The 17,423-nt window shown below is 38.5% G+C and carries 15 protein-coding genes and 2 rRNA genes; 12 read left to right on the forward strand and 5 right to left on the reverse strand.

Annotated elements, in window-relative coordinates:
• The first annotated feature begins 332 nt into the window (after positions 1-332).
• From AC4CVF_RS05955 to AC4CVF_RS05975, 5 genes are all read left to right on the forward strand, one after another.
• A 23S ribosomal RNA gene (locus AC4CVF_RS05955) occupies positions 333-3,223 on the forward strand.
• Positions 3,224-3,405: 182 nt separating this feature from the next.
• Positions 3,406-3,520 (forward strand): 5S ribosomal RNA (rrf, locus tag AC4CVF_RS05960).
• Positions 3,521-3,926: 406 nt separating this feature from the next.
• Positions 3,927-4,319: a putative signal transducing protein gene (locus AC4CVF_RS05965; protein WP_419359954.1), complete on the forward strand. Its 393-nt coding sequence runs from the start codon at positions 3,927-3,929 to the stop codon at positions 4,317-4,319.
• Positions 4,320-4,838: 519 nt separating this feature from the next.
• Positions 4,839-6,038, forward strand: a complete 1,200-nt coding sequence (locus AC4CVF_RS05970) for a hypothetical protein (protein ID WP_490789082.1) — start codon at positions 4,839-4,841, stop codon at positions 6,036-6,038.
• A 408-nt stretch (positions 6,039-6,446) separates the two neighbouring features.
• Positions 6,447-7,010, forward strand: coding sequence for a DUF4256 domain-containing protein (locus tag AC4CVF_RS05975; RefSeq protein WP_419327357.1), 564 nt, complete (start codon positions 6,447-6,449; stop codon positions 7,008-7,010).
• A gap of 670 nt (positions 7,011-7,680) precedes the next feature.
• Here the strand turns inward: AC4CVF_RS05975 and AC4CVF_RS05980 are convergent.
• The 5 genes from AC4CVF_RS05980 to AC4CVF_RS06000 form a co-directional block, all read right to left on the reverse strand.
• Positions 7,681-8,787, reverse strand: coding sequence for a porin (locus AC4CVF_RS05980; protein WP_490789083.1), 1,107 nt, complete (start codon positions 8,785-8,787; stop codon positions 7,681-7,683).
• A 221-nt stretch (positions 8,788-9,008) separates the two neighbouring features.
• Positions 9,009-9,425: an HIT family protein gene (locus tag AC4CVF_RS05985; RefSeq protein WP_336950729.1), complete on the reverse strand. Its 417-nt coding sequence runs from the start codon at positions 9,423-9,425 to the stop codon at positions 9,009-9,011.
• Between the two features lie 28 nt (positions 9,426-9,453).
• Complete coding sequence (locus AC4CVF_RS05990) at positions 9,454-9,720, reverse strand: YARHG domain-containing protein (protein ID WP_004719576.1); 267 nt, start codon at positions 9,718-9,720, stop codon at positions 9,454-9,456.
• Between the two features lie 81 nt (positions 9,721-9,801).
• The gene (locus AC4CVF_RS05995) at positions 9,802-10,674 is read right to left on the reverse strand and encodes an NAD(P)-dependent oxidoreductase (RefSeq protein ID WP_336950730.1); all 873 of its coding nucleotides are present in this window, start codon (positions 10,672-10,674) and stop codon (positions 9,802-9,804) included.
• Between the two features lie 9 nt (positions 10,675-10,683).
• Entirely contained in the window at positions 10,684-11,775 is a 1,092-nt protein-coding gene (locus tag AC4CVF_RS06000) for an alpha/beta fold hydrolase (RefSeq protein ID WP_336950731.1), read from the reverse strand.
• A 141-nt stretch (positions 11,776-11,916) separates the two neighbouring features.
• Here AC4CVF_RS06000 and AC4CVF_RS06005 point away from each other — a divergent pair, with 141 nt between their 5' ends.
• The 7 genes from AC4CVF_RS06005 to AC4CVF_RS06035 all read left to right on the forward strand — a co-directional run bounded on the left by AC4CVF_RS06005 (position 11,917) and on the right by AC4CVF_RS06035 (position 17,409).
• Positions 11,917-13,104: an O-succinylhomoserine sulfhydrylase gene (locus AC4CVF_RS06005; protein ID WP_336950732.1), complete on the forward strand. Its 1,188-nt coding sequence runs from the start codon at positions 11,917-11,919 to the stop codon at positions 13,102-13,104.
• 113 nt (positions 13,105-13,217) lie between these two features.
• The gene (locus AC4CVF_RS06010; RefSeq protein WP_004719585.1) at positions 13,218-13,547 is read left to right on the forward strand and encodes a YbaB/EbfC family nucleoid-associated protein; all 330 of its coding nucleotides are present in this window, start codon (positions 13,218-13,220) and stop codon (positions 13,545-13,547) included.
• A 10-nt stretch (positions 13,548-13,557) separates the two neighbouring features.
• Positions 13,558-14,154 carry a recombination mediator RecR gene (gene recR, locus AC4CVF_RS06015; protein WP_419359958.1) on the forward strand — a complete coding sequence of 199 codons (597 nt, stop codon included), beginning with the start codon at positions 13,558-13,560 and terminating at the stop codon, positions 14,152-14,154.
• Between the two features lie 347 nt (positions 14,155-14,501).
• A complete protein-coding gene (locus tag AC4CVF_RS06020; RefSeq protein ID WP_336950734.1) occupies positions 14,502-15,644 on the forward strand; it encodes a ribonuclease D in 1,143 nt (380 codons plus the stop codon).
• A 181-nt stretch (positions 15,645-15,825) separates the two neighbouring features.
• A complete protein-coding gene (locus AC4CVF_RS06025; RefSeq protein WP_490789084.1) occupies positions 15,826-16,131 on the forward strand; it encodes a YcgL domain-containing protein in 306 nt (101 codons plus the stop codon).
• On the forward strand, positions 16,124-16,537 hold the full coding sequence (locus AC4CVF_RS06030; RefSeq protein ID WP_419359960.1) for a hypothetical protein: 414 nt from the start codon (positions 16,124-16,126) through the stop codon (positions 16,535-16,537). The genes AC4CVF_RS06025 and AC4CVF_RS06030 overlap by 8 nt, the downstream gene beginning before the upstream one ends.
• Before the next feature lie 20 nt (positions 16,538-16,557).
• A complete protein-coding gene (locus tag AC4CVF_RS06035) occupies positions 16,558-17,409 on the forward strand; it encodes an AAA family ATPase (RefSeq protein ID WP_336950737.1) in 852 nt (283 codons plus the stop codon).
• Positions 17,410-17,423: the final 14 nt, after the last annotated feature.

Raw genomic sequence — 17,423 nt, forward strand, 5'->3', positions numbered from 1 at the left:
TTACAGACTAAGTGATTACAGAACTTAGTAAGCCGATAGCTTATTAAGTTCTGTGATTTATCACAGTTAACTACTCGCTGACGAGGCGGTAGTGAATCATTAACAGAATATATTTGAGTTGAAATAATTGTTTAACTCGTTTTAGTTGATGTTAGCAAGCAATTGTTAATATTGAATGAAATGAGAACTAGCGATAAAACTGAATCAAGCGTTTTGGTATATGAATTAAATTGAAGCTGTATAGTGATTAAGTTCACAGGCAACAAATAGAAGTGGTTGAATCCACATTGTTGATCCTCCTTGTAGGGATTAGCGACTGTTTGGGGTTGTATAGTCAAGTAATTAAGTGCATGTGGTGGATGCCTTGGCAGTCAGAGGCGATGAAAGACGTAATAGCCTGCGATAAGCTTCGGGGAGGCGGCAAATATCCTGTGATCCGGAGATTTCTGAATGGGGAAACCCACTTACCATAAGGTAGGTATCGCATGATGAATACATAGTCATGCGAGGCGAACGAGGGGAAGTGAAACATCTCAGTACCCTTAGGAAAAGAAATCAATTGAGATTCCCTCAGTAGCGGCGAGCGAACGGGGATCAGCCCATTAAGTTATATGTGTTTTAGCGGAAAGCTCTGGGAAGTGCTACCGTAGAGGGTGATAGTCCCGTACACGAAAGGGCACATATAATGATGACGAGTAGGGCGAGGCACGTGAAACCTTGTCTGAATATGGGGGGACCATCCTCCAAGGCTAAATACTCCTGACTGACCGATAGTGAACCAGTACCGTGAGGGAAAGGCGAAAAGAACCCCTGTGAGGGGAGTGAAATAGAACCTGAAACCGCATGCATACAAGCAGTGGGAGCCGACTTGTTCGGTGACTGCGTACCTTTTGTATAATGGGTCAGCGACTTATATTCAGTAGCAAGGTTAACCGTATAGGGGAGCCGTAGAGAAATCGAGTCTTAATAGGGCGTTTAGTTGCTGGGTATAGACCCGAAACCGGGTGATCTATCCATGAGCAGGTTGAAGGTTGGGTAACACTAACTGGAGGACCGAACCCACTGTCGTTGAAAAGCCAGGGGATGACTTGTGGATAGGGGTGAAAGGCTAATCAAACTCGGTGATAGCTGGTTCTCCCCGAAAGCTATTTAGGTAGCGCCTCGGACGAATACCATAGGGGGTAGAGCACTGTTTCGGCTAGGGGGTCATCCCGACTTACCAAACCGATGCAAACTCCGAATACCTATGAGTACTATCCGGGAGACAGACTGCGGGTGCTAACGTCCGTAGTCAAGAGGAAAACAATCCAGACCGCCAGCTAAGGCCCCAAAATTATAGTTAAGTGGGAAACGATGTGGGAAGGCATAGACAGCTAGGAGGTTGGCTTAGAAGCAGCCACCCTTTAAAGAAAGCGTAATAGCTCACTAGTCGAGTCGGCCTGCGCGGAAGATGTAACGGGGCTAAAACTATATGCCGAAGCTGCGGATGTATACTTAGTATACGTGGTAGGGGAGCGTTCTGTAAGCCGATGAAGGTGTATTGAGAAGTATGCTGGAGGTATCAGAAGTGCGAATGCTGACGTGAGTAACGACAATGCGAGTGAAAAACTCGCACGCTGAAAGACCAAGGGTTCCAGTCCAACGTTAATCGGGGCTGGGTGAGTCGACCCCTAAGGCGAGGCCGAGAGGCGTAGTCGATGGGAAATTGGTTAATATTCCAATACTTCTGTGTAATGCGATGAGAGGACGGAGAAAGTTAAGTCAGCCTGGCGTTGGTTGTCCAGGTGAAAGGCAGTAGGCATGCATCTTAGGCAAATCCGGGGTGCTCTATGCTGAGAGCTGATAGCAAGCTAGTTTACTAGCGAAGTGGCTGATACTATGCTTCCAGGAAAAGTCTCTAAGCTTCAGTTACACAGGAATCGTACCCGAAACCGACACAGGTGGTCAGGTCGAGTAGACCAAAGCGCTTGAGAGAACTCTGCTGAAGGAACTAGGCAAAATGGTACCGTAACTTCGGGAGAAGGTACGCTGCTGACGGTGATAGGACTTGCTCCTTGAGCTATTGGCAGCCACAGAAACCAGGCCCCTGCAACTGTTTATTAAAAACATAGCACTCTGCAAACACGAAAGTGGACGTATAGGGTGTGATGCCTGCCCGGTGCTGGAAGGTTAATTGATGGGGTTAGCGTAAGCGAAGCTCTTGATCGAAGCCCCAGTAAACGGCGGCCGTAACTATAACGGTCCTAAGGTAGCGAAATTCCTTGTCGGGTAAGTTCCGACCTGCACGAATGGCATAATGATGGGGGCGCTGTCTCCAGCAGAGACTCAGTGAAATCGAATTCGCCGTGAAGATGCGGTGTACCCGCGGCTAGACGGAAAGACCCCGTGAACCTTTACTGCAGCTTGACATTGAACTTTGATCTTACTTGTGTAGGATAGGTGGGAGGCTTTGAAGTAGTGACGCCAGTTGCTATGGAGCCATCCTTGAAATACCACCCTGGTAATATTGAGGTTCTAACTCTGTCCCGTTATCCGGGACGAGGACCATGTCTGGTGGGTAGTTTGACTGGGGCGGTCTCCTCCTAAAGAGTAACGGAGGAGTACGAAGGTGCGCTCAGCGTGGTCGGAAATCACGCGTAGAGTATAAAGGCAAAAGCGCGCTTAACTGCGAGACCCACAAGTCGAGCAGGTACGAAAGTAGGTCTTAGTGATCCGGTGGTTCTGTATGGAAGGGCCATCGCTCAACGGATAAAAGGTACTCTGGGGATAACAGGCTGATACCGCCCAAGAGTTCATATCGACGGCGGTGTTTGGCACCTCGATGTCGGCTCATCTCATCCTGGGGCTGAAGCAGGTCCCAAGGGTATGGCTGTTCGCCATTTAAAGAGGTACGCGAGCTGGGTTTAGAACGTCGTGAGACAGTTCGGTCCCTATCTACCGTGGGCGTTGGAAATTTGAGAGGATCTGCTCCTAGTACGAGAGGACCAGAGTGGACGAACCTCTGGTGTACCGGTTGTGACGCCAGTCGCATCGCCGGGTAGCTATGTTCGGAAGGGATAACCGCTGAAAGCATCTAAGCGGGAAGCCTACCTCAAGATAAGATTTCCCTAGGACTTTATGTCCTCTAAAGAGCCGTTGAAGACTACGACGTTGATAGGTTGGATGTGGAAGTGCGGTGACGCATGAAGCTGACCAATACTAATTGCTCGTGAGGCTTGACTATACAACACCCAAGCAGTTGTATACGAACTTCGAAAGAAGTAAGCATCATTTGATTCATAAAAGATCAAACATACTTGATTTAGTTGTAAAGCTAGTTAAAATATTCAACTCAAATGTTCTGTTAAACTCATTTGGTACGAAGTAAGGCATTTAAATAAGACCCGAACAAGTCCATAACAGTTTGCTGGCGACAATAGCAAGAGTGAACCACCTGATCCCTTCCCGAACTCAGAAGTGAAACCTCTTAGCGCTGATGGTAGTGTGGGGTTACCCATGTGAGAGTAAGTCATCGCCAGCTTTTAAATCTAAAACACCCCGGTCTCTAACGAGAACGGGGTGTTTTTTTATGTGTGAAAGAAAATAATAAATAGTAAGAATAAGATGTAAATTTTGTTGTTTTATATCCTCATCAAAATATAGAAAAGTAGGATAGAGTTACGACAAACTATAGTTATGGGTGACTTAAGCAGAATAGGATAAAGGATAAAATTTAAATAATTCATAATAATTTTTCTATTAGCTCGGAAGAATTTGTACAGGAATTTAAAACCTATCTATCCTTCAACGTATTTCCTTATTTTTTATGAAATTTGCTTTGCTTTGACATAGCTTAAAAAATGAAAGTATCAACTGAATAAATTTATGCAATATACAGTTAAATGAATTGAGCTTAAAATTCAATTTTATTTCTGTTAGGTGTTCTTATGCAATGGGTGGTCGCTGAAACATATTCATTTCCTTACGAGGCTCAGATTGCCAAAATACAATTAGAAGCAGCTGAAATTCCAGCACGTATTGAAAATGAACACACCATTAACATGGATTGGCTTTACTCCAATGCTTTGGGTGGTGTGCGACTGTTAGTTCCTGAAAGCTATGCAGAAGAGGCTAAAGGATTACTTACCCAAGATTTTAGCCAAGAATTAGAACAACAGTTTGGAGCAAGTGAAAGTTGCCCAAATTGTGGTAGTAGTGATATACAGTCATATACACAAGGAAAACGTCCCGCTTATTTGGTTTTTTTACTGCTTGGTTTTCCACTCTTTTTTTATAAAAATGGAACGAAGTGTAAAGAGTGCCAACATTTTTGGAGCTAGTGCTATATTGGTAAATTGGCAAGATATTTTAAATAAGCAAACTTTAGATCAAATAAATCACTTTCTAGAAAATATCGCAAAATTTGATCAATAAAACCAATGCATCATTCAACAGGATTTTGAAGTTGGAGGGGGGAAAGAAAATGTGGATTTTCATATTAAAGAATTAGGTGATGATTTTTTATTTTTACCAAATTATATTTAACAGGACGTGGGCTTTATCCAGATGGAAAATATGATACATCATATTTTACCATCTTTGATTATACTGTTAATCAGAAATTATCTGATCAGCTGATTGTGGTCAAAATAGATCATCAAGGTCATTTAGACCATCTAAGTATCTAAATTGGGAAAGTTGAAATATAGAGCTAAACCTAACATGTTCATATTTTTGTTAAAATGAAACAAAGGCTAAGCTTTAAACTTGATATATTCTATGTAGAGTTTATTTGCACAATCATAAGTACTTATATTTGCTGAAATCTGAACACTGCAATTTACAAATAATGGATGAACATGGATAGAAATACTCCCATTTATGTTTCTTTAATAGGTACAAATAGCCATCAGATAAAAATTCCAGCAGGGCAAGGAAGCTTCTCAATTGGTCGAATCGGAATGGACAAGAAAAAGGTTGATGTTCTTGTCGATGAAAATGCTGTAATCAATTGGAATGCTTTTAATATTTTTTATACGCCACATGGTCAACAAAATCCGCATTTGTATCCTTATGGAAATTGGCCGAGATTTTTTTATTATTGGGGAAATGATCAGGGTTTTATTGAATGGTCGAAGAAAAGAGTAATAGAAGATTTTTCTTGGCGACCTACGCAAGCGATTTGTCTAGATTTAAGTCATGCTCAAATTCATAACTTTTCAATCAAAGCAGACGAACATCCAATCATACTGGATTTAAGTCATCCTGATGATGAGAACAAGAAGGCGTTATATTCGCTTCATTTGGCTGGTCATATTGATCATTTTGAAATTATTACCACCGCACCATATCCCCATATTAGAATAGAGCCAACAACAAACCAAGATCCAATGATATCGGCATACCATCTTCCTGTTATGAAAAATTTAGCGGCAATAACTTCGTTAGATTTAACTGTTAAACCTTTAGGCCAAGCTTTTGATTGTGGAAGTTTATTACAGTTTCCTAATTTAAAAAATCTAAACTTAACTGGGAATATAACCAATACAACAAGTTTAAAACAACTTCACCGACTTGAACGTATTGGGATACGCTATGCCGTAAATTTGGAAGGCTTTCAAGCTTTAAATACTTGGGAAAATTTAACCTCCTTCATTGGATGGAATATTGATGAAAAAATAGGGAAAAGGTTAAATGCTGAATTAAAGCATTTAGCTAAAGAAAAGCAATTGGATTATTCTTCGGTGTCTAAATTGAGGAGTTCAATATGGTTTACCAATGAATATGGGATTCCATTTGAAAATTGGGAAAGCTGTAATGCAAAAATAGCGATCAAAGCATATAAATTTGCTTTAAAAGAAATCTCCAAGGCGAAGACGAAGCAAGATGTGGAGGAGGTAATTATTGAACTTGTAGCGATGGTTAATACATTGCCCAATATTGAAACTGTTGAAAGAGAAGATATTGGTCTTGCTATACAGCAACTGGTTGAAGCTTCAACATTAGATATAGATCAAGAAACAGTGAATACTTGGTTTGATGAAATACGAGATTTTTAAAATATTTTATGGTTAAGTAAAAAATGACAAGATTTCTTGCTATTTTTAAGATTAGGATTAGAAGTTATATTCCATAGCTAAGTTGATAACAGTTTTTGTTCTCTATATGCAACTGTCTCATTACTTTTTTTAATTAATAATTGCGTAGAAGCGAGCTTGCTTATTGATATTGTAGTCAACGCTAATTCCATAACTTATGATCGCCATGGCCATTTTTTTGTCATTGCAAAATATATTTAACTTTAGTTGAATTGGTATAAAAGGAATTGCATATGCAGAGAAATTCATTGAATTATCAGTGCCACACTGTTTAATTATTCCAATTCCGTATGTCTAAAAATTGGATTTGGTTAGGCTTGAGAGATAATGCTATGCTAATAAAGACTTAAAATAAGGCAGTAAAATAAAATGACAAAACAGCAAGAAAAACATAGTCCGTTACAAATTGAAAATCTATTAAAAACTTTAGAACAGCGCTTTCAACAGCATATAGAACGACATGCACAAGTGAGCTGGGATTTTATACAAAGACAACTTTTGCTTTGTCCTGAAAAGCTACCGGCTTTACAACAAATGGAAATGACTGGCGGTGAGCCTGATGTGGTTGTTTTACCGAATACAGAAGGTCTGTATTTTTTTGATTGTGCAATTGAGTCGCCAAAAGGGCGGCGCAGCATGTGTTATGATCGAGAGGCGTTACTCAGCCGCAAGGATCATCCTCCTGAAGATACGGTGATCGATTGGGTGCAGAAGCATGCTTTAGCGCTAATGACTGAACAACAGTATTATACCTTACAACAAATATTCAATTTTGACTTAAAAACATCCAGTTGGGTCGAGACACCAAGAGTATTACGTGAGCAAGGTGGCGCGATCTTTTGTGATCAGCGTTATGGGCGTACATTTACTTATCATAATGGTGCTGCTTCATATTATGCGAGTCGTGGTTTTCGAACCTATATCAAACTTTAACCGTTTAAAACTGAGATAGTGAAATCCTAAGATTCTATCGAGCTTGTTTTTATTTTTTTGTTTAGAATATAACTCCTGTCATAGCCTATAGTCAGCTTGTCGAAAACTCAGACACAAGAATATAATTTCTCTTAATTTAGATTTTTAATTAAATCAATTGCATGAGTAAATAAAGTGTTTGATTATAAAAAAGCTTGCAATACCGCACTTTACATTAAAGTTTAAATAGTTTTGTGTAGGCGATGCTTCACTTTGTAGAGGATGCCAAACCTTGCGCTTCAAACAAAGCAGTGCTTTGTTTTTGCTCATGGGCGAGGGTACCTCCCCCCAACGGCGACATCCATGTCGCCCCACAGTAGGATAACCGTCTATGATTCAAAAGTACAAAAAATGAATCGATAGCTAACAGTTTCTAGGAGTTCATACGAAACATAAATTTAATGATTTTTAGTTTTCGTTTAAGAAACTGTATGCCTATCCAATGATGAAATTGATGTTGCTAAATGACAGGTCTGTCATGGATGATTAAACGTATGTGCTATTTATAAAAATGCTGAATTTGTATTATGGTTACTTCATTAATGAATATGAATTTTATAAAATTAGTTTTTTATTGTTGAGTCGAAATAAAAAACGGCAAGATGACTTACCGTTTTTATAAAGATTAGGATTAGAAGTTATATTCCATACCTAAGCCAATAACAGTTTTCTTTTTCTCTGGGGTAGATGTCGTTGACCAATCACGTTTTTGTTGACCAACAACACCATAGAAGCGAGCTTGTTTATTGATGTTGTAGTCTGCGCCAATTCCGTAAAGGTCTTGTTTACGATCATCACGCCCATCGAGTTCTGTTGTTGCAGAAATATATTCAGCTTTTAGCTTAATTGGTGTAGAAGGAATCGCATATGCAGCAGTGATGCCATAAGCATTTTCTTTCAAGCCTTTGAACGATGTTACTGTAGTACCAGAAGTGGTTGCAACAGTGTCATCAGTTGGTTTGGCTGTTTGCCATAATGCACCGAATACTAAGCCATCAAGACCCGCAGGTTTCAAGTCTACAGAACCTGTAACACGGATTGCGTCAGAGTAAATTGTGTTACTACCTAATTCAGAGTTATATGCATTATATTTAGATGCAACACCGAAGTTACCTGCAACAGAAGCAGCTAAACCGTAGTCTTTGTTGTCATAAGTAAGTGAGGTAGAGATACCATCACCGAAACTATCACGACTACCTTTTTGGCCTTTAGCATCATTTTTTAAAGCAGATGATTCTTCACCTTGCTGGAACATGATGTTGAAAGCTAAACCAGCCAATAATTTTTTATCAGTTTCAAAACCGATCACGTTTTTTAAACGATCTTCACCAACTAAAATCGCAGTCATATCGAGTTCATTGTGATCGTTGAAGATATCTTGGTTGTTACCAGCAGCATTTTTGAAATATGAATCAAACTGACCCACTTTTAAAGTTGCGATACCGTCTGATTTAATCCCCACGAAACGGTTACGGTTAGTAAAAGCATCGCCATCACCATCAGCACTGATTTGCCATTCTGCCAAGTAAACTGCAGACAATTTATCTGTTAATTTCTCTTCGCCTTTAACACCAATGCGAGAAGCGTTAGAGTTTACTTTAGTTACGCTTTCGTCTTTAAAGCCATTATTATCGATTTGATCTAAAGTTACGTTGAATTTACCATACAATGTTGGCGCTGCTTGAGCTGCGCTTATGCTAAGGGTGGCGATTGCTGCAGCGAGTAGCACTTTTTTCATTGAGATTTCTCCAAAACATGTTCAATGGGTTTGCAGTTACTTTTTTTATTCAGTAAGTGTGGATTTGTGCACTACTTACTAACTTGCATGCAGTATCTGTAAACTTTGTTACATATCAGTGAAGAAAAAATGACAATTTAATGACGTGAATTTAACATTTGTGTAATTTAAATAAAAAAATGAGGCCTGATTAGCCCCATTGATTCTAAAAAGATTTTTAATTAAGCCAGTGCAATCTTAATTTTTTCAGCAAACCCTTTAATTTTTTCCTGATCACCCATTTGAATAGCGTGACGACCTAATTCATGCACCGAGCTCGGAATTAAATGAAAGTGTACATGAGGTACGGTTTGTCCAGCAGAAGCCCCAGAAAGTTGCATCAATACAATACCTTGAGTATTCAAAGCTGTTTCAATTGCTTGCGCTATTTTTTGCACAATCTTGATTGTATAAGCTGCAATTTCAGGATCTAAGTCTAGCAATGTGATAGCTGGAGCCTTCGGAATAATCAGAGTGTGCCCATCGGCTTGCGGCATGATATCCATAAATGCAAGCACATGATCATCTTCATAAACTTTAATTGCAGGAAGTTCACCACGTAAAATTCGTGCAAATATATTCTGATCATCATAAGCCATGTTTATTTCCTTGAAAGTATGAATGTGATTATTTACAGTTCAATTCTTTCTGACGTTCCTTGATAGAGTCAAGTTTTTGCTGCTCTTTTTCAGAAAATTTAGGCTTACTTGTATAACAATTGTCATTATTATATTTTGCTTTTGCTTCAGGATCTTTAAAACAGAACCCTTTTGATGCATAAATGACATTGTAATCATCTTGCAATTTTTTACATTCTTGGGTGTTATCAGCAAAAGCGTGACTAGCGACTAAAATAGATAAACTAGAAAGTGTAGCAATTACATATTTATTCATGATACGACCTCGAAATTGACATATTTACATGTCACTTAATGTGATTATAAGGTTTAGTTGTGATTATTCAATGACGAAAAATTAATCTAATGTAATTTTGCTCCATGATTCATACATTTTTACGGCGGTAGAAAAATCGCTATCAGGCTCTGAAAGACTATTGGCTACGGTAATTAAGCTTTGTGTTAAACCAAGAATAGGTGCTGATAATCTTGCATCACGAACTAAATCAATGGCAATACCGGTATCTTTTGCCAATAAGGGTAAAGCAAAGGTCAGTGGAAAGCTGCGATTGAGGATACGTTGCGGTAGTGCGGTTTCAGTCACACCACTTTTACCACTGGATGCATTGATACAATCAAGTGCTTCATTTAAATCTACTCCATGTGCTTTCAGTGTGGTAAATCCTTCAGCAGCCGCACATAAATGAACCGCCATCATCATATTATTTACAGCTTTTACTGCAAAGCCTGCACCTGAGTCACCAACACGTTTAATTAATTTACCCATCGCTTGCATTGCAGGTAGGGCAATTTGAAACGCTTCTGCCGAACCGCCGACCATGAAGGTCAGTGTTGCATTTTCAGCGCCAATGGTTTGACCACTTACAGGTGCATCCAAAAAGTGAATATTATTTTTGAGAAGATACTCAGACTGTTTACGCGCAGCATCAGGTACACCACTGGTACAATCGACCCAAATCGCGCCATTTTTGATCTTTAAATCTTGGATTAAATCATCAATATCTTGGCTAGTCGGTAAACATGAAAAAATAATATCAGCTTGTACTGCTTGATTAAGTTCGACCGCTTGAGTACCAAACTGAGTTGCATGTTGCTTAGCCTTTGCAAAATTTCGATTCCATACATATACGGTATCAAAATATTTGGGTAAATGTGCTGCCATACGATAGCCCATTGCGCCTAAACCAATAAATGCAACTGTAGTCTTCATATCTATCTCTTAAATTTTTGTCGATCTTTGTTCTAACCATCTGGACAGAGTAGGCCAAAATTCATCTGCACTTTTTTGACTAGACATTAGCCCTAAATGTCCCCCAGGAATAAGAGTAAACGTGACATCACTACTCTTTGTCAATTCACTTAAAGGCTTAACTGCATCTGCGGTGACCATTTGATCATTTTTTCCAGCTCCAATCATCAGTGAACAGTCGATATTTCTAAGTTCAATTTTATGGTTACTGAGCTGAATTGCCCCATTTTTCAGTGGATTTTGCAGCCAAACATTAAATAACATGTCTTGATTGACACCACCGGGGTAATCCACCATGTGATTTAAAAAATTTCCAAGGGTGGCGTGTTCATGCAAGAGTTCTTTGTCGTCTAAATTTAGCAACAATTGTTTATGACCCTCATACCAACCCTTTGGATCTAAAATCTTAAAACCAATGGCATTGAGTAAGCCGGGGGTATGTATCAGTTTTTTCGGTAAACCACCTTTATATAAAGTATCTTTCAGTTTTTGACTCTTTATAATCAAATTATTTATTTTTTGATAAAGTTTACCAATGCCACCCGAGGCGTAACTGTCAATTGGACTGGCCAAGATAATTAAGTTTTTAACATAATTGGGTTGGCGTAATGCCGTGTAAAGTAATACAAAAATGCCAGCCATACTCCACCCATGAAGGGATATTTGCTCACTTTGAGCATGCTCTCGAATTTTATTAATGCATAACGGCATGGCTTCATCAATAAAATATAAGAAGTTTAAGTTGCGATCTTGATAACTGAGTTTTCCCCAGTCCAATAGATAAACATCATAACCTTGTTCAGTAAAATATTTAATGAGTGAACGATAAGGGTAGAGATCATAGATTGCCATATTGATAGACAATGGTGCTGTAAAAACCAAAGGTTCCTTAAATTTTTTTTCAACAGCTGCATAGTAACGCACTTTGGTTTGATGATGCTCTGCAATAATTTTATAAGGGGTACTTTGAGATAAAACCAATGACTTACCATTGAAGATACGTGTGGTTAGATTCTTCAATTTGGATTTGCGCTGTTGGAACTTAGCTGATACTTGTGTCATAAGCGGTGTTTGTCTCATTTTTATGCAGATTTAAGCGAAGTGTATGTGATAATTTACGATTTTACCTTGACCTTAAATACATAGGACGCTCAAAATGTTGGCAATATTTTACAAAGGCAGTTTTTGGACTGAGTAGTTGAAATGAGCCAGCACGACGACATTGAATACCAACTTGATACTTTAGCGATTCGTACAGGTCATACACGCAGTTTTGAAGGTGAACATAGTGAGCCGATTTTCCTCACTTCGTCATTTGTGTATGAAAATGCAGCGGAAGCAGCAGCAAAATTCTCTGGTGCTGAACCAGGCAATATTTATTCACGTTTTACCAATCCAACAGTAGCAATGTTTGAAACGCGTTTAGCTGCACTCGAAGGTGGTGAACGGGCTGTGGCAACAAGTTCGGGTATGGCTGCCATTATGGCAGTTGCAATGTCGTTCTTAAAAGCAGGTGATCATGTGATTTGTTCGCGTGCTGTTTTTGGTTCTACTGTTGCATTATTTGAAAAATATGTCGCCAAATTTAATGTCGCAGTGACTTTTGTTGATTTAACTGATTTAACAGCTTGGCAAGACGCGGTTCGTCCTGAAACTCGCTTACTGTTTGTTGAGTCACCTTCAAATCCCTTGGCTGAAGTCGCTGATATTCAAGCACTATCAGATTTAGCACATGCAAATGATGCTTTATTGGCTATCGATAACAGTTTTTGCACACCAATTTTACAGCGCCCATTACAATTTGGTGCAGATTTAGTGATTTACTCTGCCACCAAATATCTAGATGGACAAGGTCGTGCACTGGGTGGGGCTGTGGTCGGAAATCACAAATTACTTGAAGAAGTATTTGGTTATGTTCGTACCGCTGGCCCATCGATGAGTCCATTCAATGCATGGGTCTTTTTGAAGGGTTTAGAAACCTTAAAACTACGCATGAAAGCGCATTCTGAAAGTGCACAAAAAATTGCCGAGTGGCTAGTTGCTCATCCAAAAGTGGAAAAGGTTTATTTTGCTGGATTAGCAGACCATGTTGGGCATGAGTTAGCAGCCAAACAACAAACTGGTTTTGGCGGAATCGTTTCTTTTGAAGTGAAAGGTGAGCGAGAAGGTGCATGGAAAGTTATTGACCACACACAATTTATCTCAATTACAGGCAATCTGGGTGATGCTAAGTCAACAATTACTCATCCTGCGACAACGACTCATGGTAAGCTTTCTCCTGAAGCTAAAGCAGCAGCGGGTATTCGTGAAGGTTTAATCCGTTTGTCTGTTGGTTTAGAAGATGTCGATGATATTATTCGTGACCTTTCTCATGGATTAGATTTAATTTAAGATAAGCATAATTTGTGAAAGAGTTTGTTTCATTTTCTTCTAGGCATTTAAAAAAACTAGTCATGAAAGTGCAAGACAGAGATTTAATTTAGGACTTTTGTTCGGAGTATTTTATGAACATTAATATGCTTATGCAGCAAGCGCAACGTATGCAGAAAGATATGGAAAGCAACGTTAAAAAGGCAAAAGAACAACTTGCCCAAACTGAAGTGAATGCTGAAGCTGGTGGCGGTTTAGTAAAAGTAACAATGACTTGCCGGAATGTTGTTAAGCGTATCGAAATCAGTCCAGATTTGTTACAAGACGATCCAGATATGATTGAAGACTTGATAGCAGCAGCAATGAATGACGCGGCTCGCCAAGCTGAAGTTATTACAGAAGCGAAGATGAAAGAAGCTAATTCAGGTATGGGTTTACCACCAGGTCTTTCAGGTTTGTTCTAAGGAATCATAGGTGTTTAGCGACCGTTTTGACCAACTCGTACAAGCTTTACGAATCTTACCTAGTGTTGGGCCGAAATCGGCTCAACGTATGGCACTCCATTTGATCATGAAAAATAAAGAAGGTGCTATTGGTTTGGCGCATGCGCTAAATGAAGCAACCTCTTATATTCATGAGTGTAGTGTTTGTCATTCTTTAACTGAAAATGAAGTCTGTGATATTTGTTGCTCAAATGATCGGGATGATCAACTGCTTTGTGTGGTTGAGTCCCCAGCAGATGTGATGGCAATAGAGCAGTCTGGTAGCTTTAGAGGAAAATATCATGTACTTGGTGGACATTTGTCGCCTTTAGATGGTATTGGTCCTGAAGAGATAGGTATTCCATATTTAGTGCAACGTTTAACTGATGGTAAAATTACTGAAGTAATTTTAGCCACCAATGCAACTGTAGAAGGGCAAGCGACTGCACATTATCTTGTAGAAGCAACAAAACATTTGTCTTTGCAAATGACACGAATCGCACAAGGTGTTCCACAAGGTGGTGAATTGGAATATGTGGATAGTCATACATTAAGTCAGGCTGTTCATAATCGTATGCAAATGAAATAGTGATCTTAGGTTTTGTAGCATTTAGAGTTTGTTGGGCTTGGATGTTTAGCGCAAATGCGATAACGATTAAAAGATCAACAAACTCTGTTTAATTTAAAAATTATTTACATTCATTCTAAATTTTTTATGTACACTCAAGCTAAATCAATGATTAGCCTGGTTATTTATTACTTTAAAATATGCTTTTATTAAGTTGTAAAACCTATATATAAAATAAATATTCACAAGAAACTTTATTGAAAAATAAGGTGTTTACGGAGAATTAGTTTAAAAATATTATATTTAAATTTTATATATTAAGGTAAAATCATATTTCATTTGAATGTAACATTTTGACTTAAACTGACATGTTTCAATTTATTAATCAACAGACCGATCTCGAACATGTGTTGAATTTGATGCAACATACTTCGACTTATGGTCTAGATACTGAATTTATTAAAGTCGACACACTTTGGCCAAAACTCGGTGTATTCCAAATTAATGTCAATGGTCAAGTATTCTTGCTCGACGGTACAACTCTAAATTTAGATCAATTTTGGTTTGAGCTTTTTAAAGCACAGCAAAATGTTTTTCATGCCTGTGGGGAAGATATTGATTTAATTTATCATTATGCAGATAAAAAAAACCTGAATAATGTGTTCGATACGCAAGTTGGGCTGTCTTTTTTAGGCCATGGTCTACAAGTCAGTTATCAAAATGCTTTGAAATTAGTCTTAGATATCGATATTGATAAAGATCAGACACGTTCAGATTGGTTGGCTCGACCACTAACGGATGAGCAAATGAATTATGCTGCTAATGATGTTTTATACATTATGCGTCTGGCTGAAAAAGTAAAAGCTGAATTGGTCGAAAAAAGTTTATACTCGCATGTGCTTGAAGATTGCCAAAATTTGACCTTTGAAATTGCTTCTGAAACCCCGAAAGACAAATTGTATTGTGATATTGGTAATTACCGTCATTCCAGAAAACAGCTAATGCAATTGCAACAGTTGAGTGTTTGGCGTGAAGAAATGGTTAAAGCACTGAATCAACCGCGTAGCTTTATTCTCAAAAGTGCCACAATGATTGATTTAGTTGAAGTCAATCCAAAAAATAATTTTCAATTGTCTTCTGTTAAGGGGATACGTCCCAATATTGTTCGTGAGCATGGAAAAACAATTTTAGATTTATTGAAATTCCTGCCTGAAACAGATGAGTGGCCACTTCGTATTGCTCGCCCAATCAAACATTCATCTCAGGGAATCACGGTTGAAGTAGATGAGTTGATTTCTCAGGTTTCATTTGAAATGCAAGTACCCAAAGAAGTACTTATGCGTAAAAAATGGCTGAATGCCTTGTATCATCATGTGGTATTTCATGGTAATGAGCAAGATTTACCTGGGTATTTACTGGGATGGCGCTATGAATTGCTCACTCAGCCGCTTATCCATTTACTACAAGAAGATATTAAATTTTTAAGTATGCAGATGAAAGTAAATGAGTGATTGGAACTGGTTCTTTTGAGCTATTGTTTAGGGGAATAATCTTCAAGACTATTGCGTTACTATTGATCAAAGAATTAGCAATTGAACCTAAATAACGACTGATGCGTTAACTTTCGATAATGTCTCCATTGTTTTTTTCATGTATGCTGTCAACTAAGTTTTACTGAAGCTGTTGTTTAAAATGCATTGTGATATTTATAAATCGAGCAAAAAAGATGAAATGTATCTTTATGTGGCTCGTCCAAATCATCCAAATAAAGATGAAAGTGCAGATCCCTTAGCGGCTCTTTCTGAGCCTCTACGTATTGCCTTTGGTCGGGCTACGCATATAATGCATCTTGAACTAAGTGAAACTAGACCATTGGCACGTGTAAATGTGTTACATGTAATCGATTCACTTAATACAAAAGGCTTCTTTATTCAAATGCCGCCAGAAGGTTTAATTAACCCAAATGCGGTTGAACCAGAGGGACTACGTGGTGCTTGATCAGTTATCAGGAATATGGGCAAATTTTTTAGATCTATTTGATTCTATCCCAGAAGATAATATTGCAATATCCGTCTATATTCTTGGGACGCTGTTGATTTTATGGTGCTGGTATTCGATTTCAAAGCGATTGCCATCGCCACTTGGCGGTATTACATGGATCATTGTATTTGCCGTTCTAGCAACCCCGACCATTTCTGAAGGACCAAACTCAGCGATTGCGCCAGCAATTTTTGGACTGTTATTTGGTATTCTTACCAAGGATTCACCATTGATTTGGTCAAATCTTGCCTTAATTACATTTGTTATGGGTATTGGTTTAGTCATTGGATTTTTTTGGTCTAAATACAAAACTACGAAAAATGCCCAAGCAAGCGCTGTAGCAAAAAATATTTCACCACTTTAAATAAAAAATAAAGGTAAGTTATGTCTGTAGATTCTCAACAATTCACAGGTACTGAACAGTATATCGCAACGGATAGTTTAAAACTGGCTGTAAAAGCAGCTCGAGCATTGCAAAAGCCATTATTAGTCAAAGGCGAACCTGGTACAGGTAAAACCTTATTGGCTGAACAAGTTGCTGAGAGTCTAGGCCTTAAATTAATTACTTGGCATATTAAATCTACAACCAAAGCACAGCAAGGTTTGTATGAATATGATGCAGTTTCTCGTTTACGTGATAGCCAGTTGGGTGATGACCGTGTTTACGATATTAAAAACTACATCAAACCAGGTAAGTTGTGGGATGCATTTACCAGCGAAGAGCGCTGTGTATTGTTGATTGATGAAATAGACAAAGCCGATATTGAATTTCCAAATGACTTGCTACATGAATTAGACAAAATGTCATTTTTTGTCTATGAAACAGGTGAGACCATTACTGCAACTCAACGTCCGATTGTGATCATTACTTCAAATAATGAAAAAGAACTGCCAGACGCGTTTTTACGTCGTTGTTTTTTCCATTATATTGAATTTCCTGATGAAGAAACGATGCGTGAAATTATCGCAGTTCATTTTCCTGATATCTCCGGAACACTGGTTTCAGAAGCATTACAAGTCTTCTTTAAATTACGCCAAGTGCCTGGCTTAAAGAAACCTCCTTCAACATCTGAATTAATTGACTGGTTAAGCTTGTTAATGGCAGATGATATGCCTGAAGACATTTTGCGTAATCATGATAAATCAAAAGCGATTCCACCTTTATATGGCGCATTGATTAAAAATGAGCAAGATGTACAGTTGCTTGAACGCTTAGCCTTTATGTCACGTCGTTAATGAGGAGATCGCAA

The organism is Acinetobacter sp. LipI_19 (assembly GCF_058242925.1).

Coding starts and splice junctions, on each gene's coding strand:
- AC4CVF_RS05995 (WP_336950730.1), bottom strand. CDS start 10,674: ATGAAGACTACAGTTGCATTTATTGGTTTAGGCGCAATGGGCTATCGT.
- AC4CVF_RS06025 (WP_490789084.1), top strand. CDS start 15,826: ATGCATTGTGATATTTATAAATCGAGCAAAAAAGATGAAATGTATCTT.
- AC4CVF_RS05965 (WP_419359954.1), top strand. CDS start 3,927: ATGCAATGGGTGGTCGCTGAAACATATTCATTTCCTTACGAGGCTCAG.
- AC4CVF_RS05970 (WP_490789082.1), top strand. CDS start 4,839: ATGGATAGAAATACTCCCATTTATGTTTCTTTAATAGGTACAAATAGC.
- AC4CVF_RS06000 (WP_336950731.1), bottom strand. CDS start 11,775: ATGACACAAGTATCAGCTAAGTTCCAACAGCGCAAATCCAAATTGAAG.
- AC4CVF_RS06005 (WP_336950732.1), top strand. CDS start 11,917: ATGAGCCAGCACGACGACATTGAATACCAACTTGATACTTTAGCGATT.
- AC4CVF_RS05985 (WP_336950729.1), bottom strand. CDS start 9,425: ATGGCTTATGATGATCAGAATATATTTGCACGAATTTTACGTGGTGAA.
- AC4CVF_RS06010 (WP_004719585.1), top strand. CDS start 13,218: ATGAACATTAATATGCTTATGCAGCAAGCGCAACGTATGCAGAAAGAT.
- AC4CVF_RS05980 (WP_490789083.1), bottom strand. CDS start 8,787: ATGAAAAAAGTGCTACTCGCTGCAGCAATCGCCACCCTTAGCATAAGC.
- AC4CVF_RS06035 (WP_336950737.1), top strand. CDS start 16,558: ATGTCTGTAGATTCTCAACAATTCACAGGTACTGAACAGTATATCGCA.
- AC4CVF_RS05975 (WP_419327357.1), top strand. CDS start 6,447: ATGACAAAACAGCAAGAAAAACATAGTCCGTTACAAATTGAAAATCTA.
- AC4CVF_RS06020 (WP_336950734.1), top strand. CDS start 14,502: ATGTTTCAATTTATTAATCAACAGACCGATCTCGAACATGTGTTGAAT.
- AC4CVF_RS05990 (WP_004719576.1), bottom strand. CDS start 9,720: ATGAATAAATATGTAATTGCTACACTTTCTAGTTTATCTATTTTAGTC.